At 35.7% G+C, this 12,205-nt stretch carries 13 protein-coding genes; 6 read left to right on the top strand and 7 right to left on the bottom strand.

The genetic code is table 11. From position 1 onward, the window contains the following. Positions 1-74: 74 nt before the first annotated feature. Positions 75-1,274 carry an MFS transporter gene (locus AB8P06_RS15030; RefSeq protein ID WP_369842969.1) on the bottom strand — a complete coding sequence of 400 codons (1,200 nt, stop codon included), beginning with the start codon at positions 1,272-1,274 and terminating at the stop codon, positions 75-77. Positions 1,275-1,448: 174 nt separating this feature from the next. Between AB8P06_RS15030 and AB8P06_RS15035 the strand changes: the two genes are divergently transcribed. Next, complete coding sequence (locus tag AB8P06_RS15035; RefSeq protein ID WP_369842971.1) at positions 1,449-2,309, top strand: AraC family transcriptional regulator; 861 nt, start codon at positions 1,449-1,451, stop codon at positions 2,307-2,309. Positions 2,310-2,644: 335 nt separating this feature from the next. On the opposite strand, the gene lipA is transcribed toward AB8P06_RS15035, so the two are convergent. Next, a complete protein-coding gene (lipA, locus tag AB8P06_RS15040; RefSeq protein WP_369842972.1) occupies positions 2,645-3,511 on the bottom strand; it encodes a lipoyl synthase in 867 nt (288 codons plus the stop codon). Between the two features lie 116 nt (positions 3,512-3,627). On the opposite strand from lipA, the gene AB8P06_RS15045 reads away from it, so the two are divergent. Continuing rightward, positions 3,628-4,266: a hypothetical protein gene (locus AB8P06_RS15045; RefSeq protein ID WP_369842974.1), complete on the top strand. Its 639-nt coding sequence runs from the start codon at positions 3,628-3,630 to the stop codon at positions 4,264-4,266. 30 nt (positions 4,267-4,296) lie between these two features. Here the strand turns inward: AB8P06_RS15045 and AB8P06_RS15050 are convergent, their stop codons facing one another. Further along, the gene (locus tag AB8P06_RS15050) at positions 4,297-4,857 is read right to left on the bottom strand and encodes an RNA polymerase sigma factor (RefSeq protein WP_369842976.1); all 561 of its coding nucleotides are present in this window, start codon (positions 4,855-4,857) and stop codon (positions 4,297-4,299) included. A 151-nt stretch (positions 4,858-5,008) separates the two neighbouring features. On the opposite strand from AB8P06_RS15050, the gene tyrS reads away from it, so the two are divergent. After that, positions 5,009-6,304, top strand: a complete 1,296-nt coding sequence (gene tyrS, locus AB8P06_RS15055) for a tyrosine--tRNA ligase (RefSeq protein ID WP_369842978.1) — start codon at positions 5,009-5,011, stop codon at positions 6,302-6,304. 147 nt (positions 6,305-6,451) lie between these two features. On the opposite strand, the gene AB8P06_RS15060 is transcribed toward tyrS, so the two are convergent. Beyond that, positions 6,452-6,958, bottom strand: a complete 507-nt coding sequence (locus AB8P06_RS15060) for an outer membrane protein (protein ID WP_369842979.1) — start codon at positions 6,956-6,958, stop codon at positions 6,452-6,454. A gap of 193 nt (positions 6,959-7,151) precedes the next feature. Next, positions 7,152-8,186 carry a T9SS type A sorting domain-containing protein gene (locus AB8P06_RS15065; RefSeq protein ID WP_369842981.1) on the bottom strand — a complete coding sequence of 345 codons (1,035 nt, stop codon included), beginning with the start codon at positions 8,184-8,186 and terminating at the stop codon, positions 7,152-7,154. Positions 8,187-8,505: 319 nt separating this feature from the next. Here AB8P06_RS15065 and AB8P06_RS15070 point away from each other — a divergent pair, with 319 nt between their 5' ends. Beyond that, positions 8,506-8,766, top strand: a complete 261-nt coding sequence (locus AB8P06_RS15070) for a hypothetical protein (protein WP_369842983.1) — start codon at positions 8,506-8,508, stop codon at positions 8,764-8,766. A gap of 22 nt (positions 8,767-8,788) precedes the next feature. Beyond that, the gene (locus tag AB8P06_RS15075; RefSeq protein WP_369842985.1) at positions 8,789-9,010 is read left to right on the top strand and encodes a hypothetical protein; all 222 of its coding nucleotides are present in this window, start codon (positions 8,789-8,791) and stop codon (positions 9,008-9,010) included. Positions 9,011-9,022: 12 nt separating this feature from the next. Here the strand turns inward: AB8P06_RS15075 and AB8P06_RS15080 are convergent, their stop codons facing one another. Together AB8P06_RS15080 and AB8P06_RS15085 are read right to left on the bottom strand one after the other, a co-directional pair. After that, the gene (locus AB8P06_RS15080) at positions 9,023-10,708 is read right to left on the bottom strand and encodes a helix-turn-helix domain-containing protein (RefSeq protein ID WP_369842987.1); all 1,686 of its coding nucleotides are present in this window, start codon (positions 10,706-10,708) and stop codon (positions 9,023-9,025) included. Positions 10,709-10,848: 140 nt separating this feature from the next. Beyond that, positions 10,849-11,280 (bottom strand): hypothetical protein, encoded by a 432-nt coding sequence (locus tag AB8P06_RS15085; RefSeq protein WP_369842989.1) that lies wholly within the window; start codon positions 11,278-11,280, stop codon positions 10,849-10,851. Positions 11,281-11,537: 257 nt separating this feature from the next. Between AB8P06_RS15085 and AB8P06_RS15090 the strand changes: the two genes are divergently transcribed. Then, the gene (locus AB8P06_RS15090; RefSeq protein WP_369842991.1) at positions 11,538-12,176 is read left to right on the top strand and encodes an alpha/beta hydrolase; all 639 of its coding nucleotides are present in this window, start codon (positions 11,538-11,540) and stop codon (positions 12,174-12,176) included. Positions 12,177-12,205 lie beyond the last annotated feature (29 nt).

Raw genomic sequence — 12,205 nt, forward strand, 5'->3', positions numbered from 1 at the left:
AAAATAGCTGGAAACTCAGGAAGTATTTTAAAGATTAAACATAAGAAAGAGAAGCAGTTGCTTCTCTTTTTGTTTTATTTATCACATGGAACGCATTCCACATCAACTTCTTCTTCAGATTTTGATGACCGGTACAGATACATATACCTGATACTGATCAAAAGCCCGATGAGCGTCATCCCCACTCCTACCAGAGACGGATAATTGAACGGCAGACCGTGTTCTAAAGGAATTCCACCAAAAAATGCTCCCATAGCATTCGCAATATTGAATGCCGCCTGCATGAATGCTGCCGCCATCATTTCACTTCTGGGTGCCGCTTTCATCATCATAATATTAATCGGTGCCGCAACAGACATGGATAAAGCCCCGCAGATAAATGTCAGCGTTAAAGCTATATTCTGATATTCAGAAAGAAAAAATACTCCGGTCAGAGAAACCATCATCAGAAAAAGTAAAAGGCAACATGTTTTTTCAGGTCCCAATTTATCCGACAGAAACCCGCCAGCCAAATTTCCCACAACCATTCCGCTGCCTGCGAGAATCATTACATAAGCCATCTGGCTGCTTTTAATTCCGGCAATAATCGTCATCAAAGGGGTAATATAACTGAGCCAGGTAAAAAGCCCGCCAAAACCAATAGCGGTAATCATCAATACCAGCCAGGCCTGTTTCTTTTTAAGGAATTTCAGTTCTTCAAGGAAATGAGTTTCTTCATTGGTTTTCATTTCCGGGAGCCAGAGTTTTAAAAATACCAAAGCAATCAAACCGATTACTCCTACAATCGCAAAATACCAGCGCCAATGGAAGGCATGTCCTATATAAGTCACCAAAGGCACCATAGCAAGATTAGCCACCGTAAGTCCGGTAAACATTAATGATATATACAGCGCTTCCTTTCCTTTTCCGGCAAGCCTTGAAGCAACCACAGTTCCTACTCCGAAAAATGCACCGTGCGGTAAACCCGACATAAACCTGATAATAAGCATTGTAGTATAATCAGGTGCTACAGCTGATAATGCATTAAACAGAGTGAAGAGAATCATAAGCACGATCAATACTTTCTTGGGCGGGAATTTCACAGAGTATCCTATCAATATAGGAGCTCCAATCACTACTCCCAACGCATAAGCTGAAATCAGATGTCCCGCTTCCGGAATCGTAATCTGTAATGTTTTTGCCATATCAGGCAACAATCCCATAATGGTAAACTCCGTCGTTCCTATCCCTAAACCACCGATAGCAAGTGGTATAATTCTTTTGTCTATTCCCATTTGTTTTTTACTTGAATACATTTCAGAAATCAGCAGCAATTATTGATTTTCTGTTTTGAAGGTGCAAAATTCGATAGAAATATTCACTTTTACTTCCACCCAAATGATAAAAATTTGCTCCATATTAACCTTTTTATGTAATTTTAAATCATTAAACAATCAAAGCAGAACCAAATGAAAATTCAGAAAGAAATTGTTGAGTTTGAAAAAGGAAAGTCCTTTAAGCTTTTTGCTCCTTCTTTAAAAAATTGTTTTTTCTGGCATTATCATCCTGAAATAGAGCTTGTTTATGTAGAAGCTGTGAACGGAATCCGTCATGTGGGAAAAGACATTTCGGGGTTTACAGACAGTGATCTTCTGCTAATCGGTTCCAATGTTCCTCATCTCAATTTTGATTACAGGATTCAGACTGAATGCAAGCAACTGGTTCTGCAGATGCGGGAGAATTTTCTTCAGAATCTTATTCTTCCGGTTCCCGAATTTGAAAATATCAGGCATCTTCTGGAACGTTCTTATCTGGGATTATCTTTTTCAGGAGAAACAAAAAAACAGGTCGTAGAAAAGCTTCATGCCATGAGGGATATGAATCCTTTTGAATCTCTGATGATATTAATTGATATTTTACAAACTCTGGCGGACTCTGCCGAAGTAAGGGAACTCAACAATGATGATACCCGGGTAAAATGGTTTCTGAATGATAAAATCAGGATGGGAACTATTTATGACTACATTCACGAAAACTATGATAAAAAGCCCAATGTCAATGAAATTGCAACAATTGTAAGCTTAAGTACGCCTGCCTTTTGCCGTTATTTTAAAAAGCAAACGAATATGACCTTTACAGATTTTGTTAATAATTACAGGATCAACCAGGCTAAATTATTTTTACTGAAAGAGTCTTCGATTACGGAAGTTTGTTTCCAGGTAGGTTTTGAAAGCCTTTCTTATTTCAATAAACTATTTAAGCAACATGTTGGGGAAACACCTTCTGAATTCAGGAAAAAGCATCTGAATAAAATTGAAGTGAATGGCTGATGAACAGGTTAAACGCAAAGGCGCTAAGCTATTTTTATACTTCATGTTTTTAAGGCGCAGGGAAATCAGAGGTTTTTATATCCAATATAATTTGGTTGAAAAAGCTGTATGGAATTAAGTTATATGGAATGACAAGTGCCATGAAAGAACTTCCACCATCCCACCATCAATTTTTATCTTCGATAAAAATCCTTGCGCCTTAAAAACAGTCTGAAAGGAAAAATCGCGTCTTAGCGTTTAACCCAAAAACAATTACAAATCAGTTCCAACCGAACTCATGACCTATTAAAATGATATAAATAAAAAATCGCTCCAGTTTGAAGCGATTGTATTTTTTAATGAATATGTTTTTCTGCGTGGTACGAACTTCTTACCAAAGGTGAGCTTTCCACATGTCTGAATCCTAAGCTTCTTGCGAAATCCCCGAATTCATCAAACTCTTCAGGGGTAATGAATTTTTTAACCGGCAGATGTTTCTTAGTCGGCTGTAAATACTGGCCTAAAGTAATTACATCTACATTTGCATTTCTGATATCTTCGATCGTCTGGAAAACTTCATCTCTTGTTTCTCCCAATCCAAGCATTACTCCGGTTTTTGTTCTTCTTTGTCCTGCTTCTTTTAAATATCTTAATACCTCAAGGCTTCTTTCATATTTAGCCTGAATTCTCACTTCTCTTGTCAGACGTTTTACGGTTTCCATATTGTGGGAAATCACTTCCGGAGCGACATCCACTAATCTGTCAAGGTGTTTTGTAAGGCCCTGGAAATCCGGAATCAATGTTTCCATTGTGGTTCCCGGAGAAATTCTTCTTACGGCATTTACAGTTTCACTCCAGAGAATAGATCCCATATCTTTCAGATCATCACGGTCTACAGAGGTAAGAACGGCATGCTTGATCTTCATTAATTTTATGGAACGGGCAACCTTTTCAGGTTCATCCCAGTTTACATCCAATGGTTTTCCGGTTTTTACACCGCAGAAACCACAGCTTCTCGTACAGATGTTTCCTAAAATCATGAAAGTTGCTGTACCTTCTCCCCAGCATTCACCCATATTCGGGCAGCTTCCACTCTGGCAAATCGTATTTAATTTATATTTATCAACCAAAGTTCTCAATTCACGATAGTTCTTCCCTGTCGGAAGTTTTACACGAATCCATTTTGGTTTTTGAACGGTAGTGTCTTGAACTAAATTTTCCATTTCTAAAATTGAAGTTCAAAGTTAAGGAATTTTTAATGGAAACCATCTAACAGAAAAATTGATGGAACTGATAATTGAAATATAATTGTAAATTGAGTACACTTAAATTTCACCCAATGAAGAAGCTGTTTTTTATTTTACCAATTGTTTTTACTACGCCTTGCTTTGCACAAAGAGAATTTCAGCCTGCAGGTTCGGAAGTTATTGAAACGGTAGACGGCGACTTAGACGGCGATAAAATTCCGGAAAAAGTAATCATCTATAATACAAAAGAGGAAGGAGAGCTAGGGAATATCCGGGAAATTCAGATTCTAAAAAAAGTAAACGGGAAATGGACTGTTTTGGAAAAATCCAGAAATGCCATTCTCGAAAGCAAAGGTGGTGGGATGATGGGTGATCCGTATCAAAGTTCGGCTATTGAAAAAGGCATTTTAAACATTACCCAGGCCGGCGGAAGCAGCTGGAAATGGGGATATACCGATAAATACAGATTTCAGAACGGACATTTTGAACTGATTGGTTATTCTTCGAGCTCCGGAAAACCCGGTGAATACTGGAAAGATATAGACTTCAATTTATCTACAGGGCAAATCATCTACGAAAAAGAAGTTGAAAACACCACTGATACTTTTAATGGGAAAACCGAAAAGGAAACTTCTATCAAAAAAGGACTGAAAATAAATCTGCAAAATAGAAACCTTAAAGAACCACGAAAATTCGTTCTTCCAAAAACTAAGGCAGAAATCTACTTATAGAGCTATACTTAAAATCAACTGTTCTCAGATTTAATTATCTTCAAACTCATTGTTTTTCAATAGTTCGGCTAATACTTTTTTAGCACGCATCACTCTCACTTTGGTATTTGCAATAGAAATTCCCAGTTCATCTGCAATTTCTTTAATGCTTTTTTCTTCAAAGAATCTGAGCTTTATAATATCCTGGTAGTTGGCATCCAGAGATTCAATGGTTTTAATAATTTTCTTTTGCTCTTCATCAGAAATCATTAATTCTTCAGGAGATTTGGCGTATTGATTTTTTACTTCTTCGAGATTTTCGGTAGGATCCTGATTTTCGCGGCTCCTTTTTCTCCAGAAATCGATCACCGTATTTTGTGCGATGGTAAGAATCCAGGTTTTAAACTGAAAATGGGGATCATACATATCCAGTTTTGACAAAACTTTTGAAAAAACATTCACGGTAATTTCATCTGCATCATTTTCATCTCTTACTTTTTTCATCACAAAAGAAAAAACATCCACCCAAAACACATTAATGAGTCGGGTCTGGGCCTTCTGGTCCTTCTCTTTTGCTTTCTGAATCAGTAAGAATAATTGTTCGTCGTTCATTACTAACAAATATAATTTATTTTAGGCAAAAAAGCTAAAGGGCAGATTGGCAAATTTGTTAATTCGTTAAATCATAAAACTGCAGGTTGCAATTATCTTCTTAACCTTGAATTTCTTATCTTTGCACGATTAAATTTTAAAGAAAAATATAATGAATTCCTTTATTGAAGAACTAAAATGGCGTGGTCTTTTTGCCGATATGATGCCCGGAACCGATGAACAACTGAATAAAGAGGTAACTACTGCATATATTGGTTTTGATCCAACCGCTGATTCTTTGCATATCGGAAGCCTTATTCAGATAAAAATTTTAGCTCATTTTCAACAGCATGGCCATAAACCCATTGCTTTAGTAGGTGGTGCCACAGGAATGATCGGAGATCCGTCCGGAAAATCTGCAGAGAGAAACCTTTTGGATGAAGTAACACTTTTGCATTACGTCGATTGTTTAAAAAACCAACTTTCAAAATTTTTGGATTTTAACGGAGAAGGAGCTAATAAAGCAGAATTAGTGAATAACTATGACTGGATGAAAAACATCTCTTTCCTTGATTTCGCTAAAAATGTCGGGAAAAACATCACGGTAAATTACATGATGGCAAAGGATTCCGTAAAGAAAAGATTTTCGGGAGAAAGCGGTGCAGACGGAATGAGTTTCACTGAATTTACGTATCAGCTTATCCAGGGCTATGATTTCCTTCATTTATATCAGAACAATAATGTAAAACTGCAGATGGGAGGTTCTGACCAGTGGGGAAATATCACTACCGGAACTGAACTTATCCGCAGAAAAGCTCAGGGTGAAGCATTTGCATTGACAGTTCCTTTGATTACCAAAGCAGACGGATCCAAATTCGGAAAATCTGAAAGCGGTGAAAATTACTGGCTGGATAAAAAGAAAACCTCTCCTTATAAATTCTACCAGTTCTGGCTGAATGCCACGGATGAAGATGCTGAAAGGTTTATTAAATTCTATACATTCCTTGGAAAAGAGGAAATTGAAGATTTAATTGAACACCATAAAACCGCCCCACATGAAAGACAGCTTCAAAAGAAATTAGCTGAAGAAGTTACCGTTTGGGTTCATGGAAGAGAAGAATATGAAAAGGCCCTGAAAGCTTCGGAAATTCTTTTCGGACGTTCTACTGCTGAAGACTTGGTAAGCCTTGATGAAGAAATTTTCCTGGAGGTTTTTGATGGAGTTCCACAAAAAGAAGTGGTGAAATCTGATGTTTTGGGAGTAAATATCATTGATTTACTTTCTGAGAAATCGGGTTTCCTGAAATCTAAAAGTGAAGCTCAGAGAGAAATTAAAGGAAATTCAATTTCTGTAAATAAACAAAAAGTAAATGATACTTTTACAGCTAATGAAAGTGATTTTATTGACGGTCAGTTTTTATTGCTCCAAAAGGGAAAGAAAAGCTACTTTATTGTAAAAGTAATCTAATAAATTAATCGGGCGGGCTCTATGAGCCCGCCCGATCTCGCTTCCACATTCATATGAAATCTAAAGACTAATTTTTTTTTATCACCAATTTAATTTTAGCACACATGTTTTTTTATAGAATTTATATTTATGTAGATTCGGTTTTATTTAAAATTTATATGTAATTCCTCCTTTACCGCCGGAAGCTACCGTTCCACCACCGAATTCCACGTTCACACCAAAATGATCCGTGAAATAGTATCTGGCTCCGGCCTGCCCTGCAAAGCCAACTCCTGAAGACTCTCCTCCAAAATAATCATAATCAGAACCGTTATACTTATAAGAGAATGAGTTGTAAGCCAATGTCACTCCGGCGTAGAGATCCCACTTATTCGGAATTTTAAAAAGAGTGTTAAAGTGATAATTCCCGTTAACCCCGATCCCAAACCAGCTTCCTTTAATATCGCCGGTGTATTTTTCAGTGCTATAACTTCCTTCAATCCCCACTGTAATGTCATTATGTATCCCGTAATCAACTCCTGCATACACGGGCATTCCCCATCCGTTTGAAAATCCAACCCCTGCATTGATCTGGGCTTCTCCTTTCTGCACTCTCTGTGCTGTCATCACTCCAAAAAATGAAATCAGGCCCAGTAAAAAAATCTTTTTTTTCATTATTAAAATTGTTTTTTTATTTAGTTTCGTTTATTAAAAATTATAAATTAAGCTCATTGTGCATGTCGGATTAGAATAACAGTGGTAATTATAAAATTTTATGAAAAAAAACATTATTATTGATAGGGTGATTCAGTTGTAATAGAGATTTACTTAACCTGAGATTTCCATATATCCGCATGCACGATGAGTATTAATTGCTTTTTCCGATCTGTATGGTATTAGAAATGGTATTCTTATCTGTTTCTATCTTAACAATATAATTTCCTTCAGGATAATTCTGCAGATTGATGATATGCTTACCTCCTATCTGGATGATTTGATGCTGTAATTCTGTGAAAATCTGTTTTCCGGTCATATCATATATTCTGATCGATTTCATTTTAACATTTGAAGGGATATTCATCCATAGTTTTCCGTCTTTAACCGGATTGGGATATACCATTATTTTTTTTCCTGCCTGAATATCTTCCGTAGCCAGGCTAGCATTGGTAGTATACTGAAAGTTTGAAGACTGAGGTGATGATATAGGTGATATAAGATTCACTATTGAAAATGTAGCGATTATTTCCCTATTGTTTTTATACCATGCATAAGTGATCGTTTCTGTTACTGTAGTTGTACCTGCACCGGATGATGTTATGGTACTCACTTTTTTCACTCTCAACACATTGGTAAAAGTACCTGCAGGAGTTATAAGAGTACCGTATCCATCCGCTGTGAACACATCATTGGTAGATGTCGTAATGGTGTTATCCGTTACTGAAGAAGTATCTGTAAAAGATTGTCCGTAAGTAATTGGAAATGTAAGTTCAATCGGAGTATCCGTATAAGCGTAAGTAAAATTCATTGTCTCATTACGGGCTCCTAAATGTTCAAACTGAGTGTCTGTAAGACGGAACATATTTTTATCCGGGAATTGAGCTCCACTGCTGGGGTCAATTACTGCTATATACCGATTTGCTGTGGGAAAAGCTGAACATTCCGGAATACCGGGGCAAACTCCCCAAAAAAATGTAACCCCGTTCGCCGTTCCCTGGATATTGGAAAAATCCCAGGTTACATTCGCTCCTCCATTACCGGGAGCATATGCTCCCGGAGCAAAGGAAACATCTGTATATGGAAAAGTTCCGGTAATTATATCTGCGCTGGTAATAGTAGGCTGTGCCTTTAGCTGTACGTTAAAAAATATACATACAATAATAATGAGTAGATATTTTGTTTTCATATTTTAAATTTTTCGAATTATAATTTTTAAGATTTCATTTTTGTCTCTCACAAGAAATTTCAAGTACAAATGTTGCTTAACCTCAGCTCAAAAAAAACTGTATGAATGAATATTTTATAAAAAACAATAGAACTTTTTATAAAAAGTTTACCACCAACAACAATTTAAAAACCTCAATTACAGATAATTAAATAATATATATATATTTCAAAGTGTCCTTCTATACAGGACGCGTTTTGAAAGCGTTTTAATTTTTAATTTTACGTCAGCCAGTATTATATTCATGAAAATATCATGGCATTATATTAAAACACTTATAATGAAAACAAAATTGAAATCCGGTTTAAAAAAATTATCACGAAAAGAACAGCTTAAAATTGCTGCCGGGAACGCATCAGCAATTGAAGACCCTGTTTACGGTAACGGAGGTGGTGGCACCAATAATGGTGGCGGTTCCGGAAATATCGCGGCAGTAGAATGCTGGATAGAAATTGACCGGTGTGTATGGAAAAATAAATGTACCAATGAATATAGCCAGACATGCTTCAGGCCATCTACCGAACTTTTAGGATCAGAATAAAAATTTAAAAAAATAAAATAATATGAAAATACAATTTAAAAACAGCTTAAAAAAATTATCCCGAAAAGAACAGTCAACAATCATTGCCGGACAGCTTTCTCTTGAAGGTGGGCCTGGTGGAGGTGGAGGTGGAACCAATAACGGTAACGGTTCAGGAACAGTAGATCAATGTTCAAATATAATAATAACCGAAGAGTGTCCTTCAGATATTTGCCCTAATCAATGTGGCAATATCCTCTTGTAAAGGCCATTTTAATTAAGACAAATTTTCTGCATTTAATTTCTCAATATACTGAAACGGGGTAACTCCCGTTTTTTCTTTAAATGTTCTTGCAAAAGAAATTCCGCTTTTATAGCCTACAAGATCAGCCAGTGCCTGGGTAGTATAATTCCGCAGCTTTTTATTTTCAGATAATTCCTTCAGAATATAATTGATCCTTAATTCATTGGTATATTCACTGAAAGATTTCTTCATATATTTATTGATCGTCTGTGAAAGATAAGTGGTATTGGTTCCCAGCTTTTTGGCTGCATAGGCCTGGTTAAACTCATTTTTAAGATAGACCTTTTTGTCTTCCAGCTCAAGCAGTTTTTCCATGATCTCAGCTTCTTTTTCATTGCTTATCGTGAAGCTGCTTTTATTCTGCGGGTTGTTTAAGCTGCTGTTTTTCACCTGAAGCAATATTTCATCCAACCTGATTTCTATTTTTTTCTTTTTCCGGATCTGAAGCAGTAAATATCCTGTAATACAGCCTATCAAAACGATCAATATGATAATAAGAAATAAGCGGCTCCTAAGTATAGAGGAACTTTTATTAATCTCCTCATTCAGATTCTTGGAATTGATTTCCCTGTAAATACTGGCTATATTTTTCTTTTCCAATTCGGAATTCTTTTGGTACAGTTCAATGAATTTGTTGTTATAAAATTCTACAGAATCTGCCTTTCCTTCTTTTAAATAAATCTTGGATAAATAATCCTGAGCAAAAATATAATCTATATTTACCAGAGAATCTTTCTCCATTGAATGGGACATTTCCAGGAAACTCCGCTTTGATTTCAAATATTGATTCAGCTCATAATAATTCACACCTAAATTATACTTAAGATTGAGAATTTCATCTTTAAGCTGCAATGAAGTGTAGAGATCTAAACTTTTCAGATAATATCCCGATGCTTCCTGATAATTTTTCTTTTTATTATTTAATGTCCCCAGTTTCAGATATGTGCCTGCCAACAGCTTTTTATCTTTTGTGGAACGAAGCAGCTGGTTAAAATTCTGCAGGGCACTGTCTGCATATTTTTTATTCTTATCCGGGTCTGAGATATATTTATCAGAATACAGGTGGCCTAAATTGGAAAACAGGTTGTTATAAATAATCTCAAAATTTTCTTTTTCATATAAATGTTTATTCTCTTCCAAGAGCTCAAGCACTTCCCTGGTTTCTAAAATAGCATCATCCGTTTGTTTTATATTCAGTTTTACATAGGCAATATTTCCTTTGATCTTTATATGTTGCCGGATATCATTATTTTTTTGTGCAAAAGAGTCTGCTTTTATAAATTTTTTTAATGCCTCATTGGGTGATTCATCGGCCATATCGGTGTTCCCGAGAATATTGTATATATGCGATAAGGTCACATAATTCTTTTCTGTTTCAGGAATTTTCTTTAAATAGGTATTAATTTTTCCAAGATAACCCTGAGCAGCATCTTCCTTTCCGGTAATAGTCAACAAGTATCTTTTTGCAGCATAGGCAAATGCCAGATCAGCATTGTTTTTTGAAGCAAAAATTTTATCTGTATATACTAAAGCACTGTCGGTTCCTATTTTCTGATAGATAAAGAATTTATCTTTGTAAGCTTGTATATCCTGTCGGTTCTGCGGAAATACAGAAGAAAATGCAATTAAAAAAACCAATACCGTTATTCTTTTCCACATCTGTTTTTCAGGCTAAAATTAACATTCTAATATACTTTAAACTTTTACAAAAATCAACAAAAAAATCCAACATCTGTTGAAAAGATAAAGAAACAAAAAAACCGCTTTTCAGCGGTTTTTTTAATATTAAATTTTGCTTTTTATAATTCTAAGAAACTGTGAGCCACTGCAGCACTTTTTACTCCTGAACCGGTAACAGTATCTGTTTTGGCAACTTCTCCGTCTATCCAGATCGTAACGATCAATTCAGAATCAGCATTTGGAAGTTCTGCATTCGCTGCAAGATTCAACTGAGACTGGCTTGAGTTAACGAAAAACTCTCCACTTGTCCAAGGATAAGTTATTGGCGTCTGAGGAGTGTTATACATTGTACTCTGGCTGGTTCCAACCTGGGTTACGATGGTTTTAGGAACTACATTCTGAGAACCTTTCACCTCAAATTGTACCATATGATCTGTAAATTCTTCCTCATCGTCATCCTTACAAGAATTAACTACAGAAATTACTGAAAATAATACGATGAATAAAAAAGAAAGTCTTAGTAAACTTTTAGATTTGTAAAATTGCTTCATTTCTCCAAATAGATTTTTAATGTTTCAAATATAGGTTTTTTATCAATATAAAAATAACTTTTATGAAAAATTTCCAACAAAAAATTCCAAATAATATCAAATCAACAAAACGCATATATTCCGGTTTTTATGAAAATAATATTTTGGTTAACCGGCTTATTTAGGGGAGATTAAAAACATTCATCTCCATTTCTTATTATAAAAAAATATTCGGATTTCTGAGATTTTAGAACCTGATTATTATTTATCTTTGCTCTATGAATTTAGATTATTTAGTCCGGGAACCCGAAAATATTACACCCGATACTCCTATACTTTTTATGCTTCACGGATACGGAAGTAATGAGCAGGACCTTTTCAGTTTCAGAGAAACACTTCCTGCCGACTGGATCCTTGTAAGTTTCAGAGCTCCGAGAGATACTCAATTTGAAGGCTATTCCTGGTTTGATATCGATTTCAATAATCCTGAAAAATTTATTGATATTGATCAGGCAAATGCATCTTTGAACGCCGTTCTGGAAAATATATTGAAAATCATTAATCATTACGGTTTAACGAATAGCAAGACCCATCTGTGCGGATTCAGCCAGGGCGGAATTCTGTGCTATGCACTCGCGTTGAAATATCCTGAATTATTCAATTATGTAGCGTGTTTAAGCAGTTATCCCGAACAAAAGATTCTGGGTGATATTGTGAAAGATAAAAAGAAACTGGAAAGACTTCGCTTTTTTGTCTCCCACGGAACAGATGATGCCGTTATCCCTTTAGAATGGGGAAGAAAGGCTGCTGACTTGCTATACGATCTGAGTTGTTACTTCACTTTCAGAGAGTATATGAGCGGACACGGAGTGAATCAAAAAAATTATATTGATCTGATGGAGTTTTTCGCGAAATAATCAAATTACGAAAAATAAAACATTAAAGC

Source organism: Chryseobacterium tongliaonense (assembly GCF_041224435.1).
GTDB lineage: Bacteria > Bacteroidota > Bacteroidia > Flavobacteriales > Weeksellaceae > Chryseobacterium > Chryseobacterium tongliaoense.

Coding starts and splice junctions, on each gene's coding strand:
- AB8P06_RS15030 (WP_369842969.1), bottom strand. CDS start 1,274: ATGGGAATAGACAAAAGAATTATACCACTTGCTATCGGTGGTTTAGGG.
- AB8P06_RS15035 (WP_369842971.1), top strand. CDS start 1,449: ATGAAAATTCAGAAAGAAATTGTTGAGTTTGAAAAAGGAAAGTCCTTT.
- lipA (WP_369842972.1), bottom strand. CDS start 3,511: ATGGAAAATTTAGTTCAAGACACTACCGTTCAAAAACCAAAATGGATT.
- AB8P06_RS15045 (WP_369842974.1), top strand. CDS start 3,628: ATGAAGAAGCTGTTTTTTATTTTACCAATTGTTTTTACTACGCCTTGC.
- AB8P06_RS15050 (WP_369842976.1), bottom strand. CDS start 4,857: ATGAACGACGAACAATTATTCTTACTGATTCAGAAAGCAAAAGAGAAG.
- tyrS (WP_369842978.1), top strand. CDS start 5,009: ATGAATTCCTTTATTGAAGAACTAAAATGGCGTGGTCTTTTTGCCGAT.
- AB8P06_RS15060 (WP_369842979.1), bottom strand. CDS start 6,958: ATGAAAAAAAAGATTTTTTTACTGGGCCTGATTTCATTTTTTGGAGTG.
- AB8P06_RS15065 (WP_369842981.1), bottom strand. CDS start 8,186: ATGAAAACAAAATATCTACTCATTATTATTGTATGTATATTTTTTAAC.
- AB8P06_RS15070 (WP_369842983.1), top strand. CDS start 8,506: ATGAAAACAAAATTGAAATCCGGTTTAAAAAAATTATCACGAAAAGAA.
- AB8P06_RS15075 (WP_369842985.1), top strand. CDS start 8,789: ATGAAAATACAATTTAAAAACAGCTTAAAAAAATTATCCCGAAAAGAA.
- AB8P06_RS15080 (WP_369842987.1), bottom strand. CDS start 10,708: ATGTGGAAAAGAATAACGGTATTGGTTTTTTTAATTGCATTTTCTTCT.
- AB8P06_RS15085 (WP_369842989.1), bottom strand. CDS start 11,280: ATGAAGCAATTTTACAAATCTAAAAGTTTACTAAGACTTTCTTTTTTA.
- AB8P06_RS15090 (WP_369842991.1), top strand. CDS start 11,538: ATGAATTTAGATTATTTAGTCCGGGAACCCGAAAATATTACACCCGAT.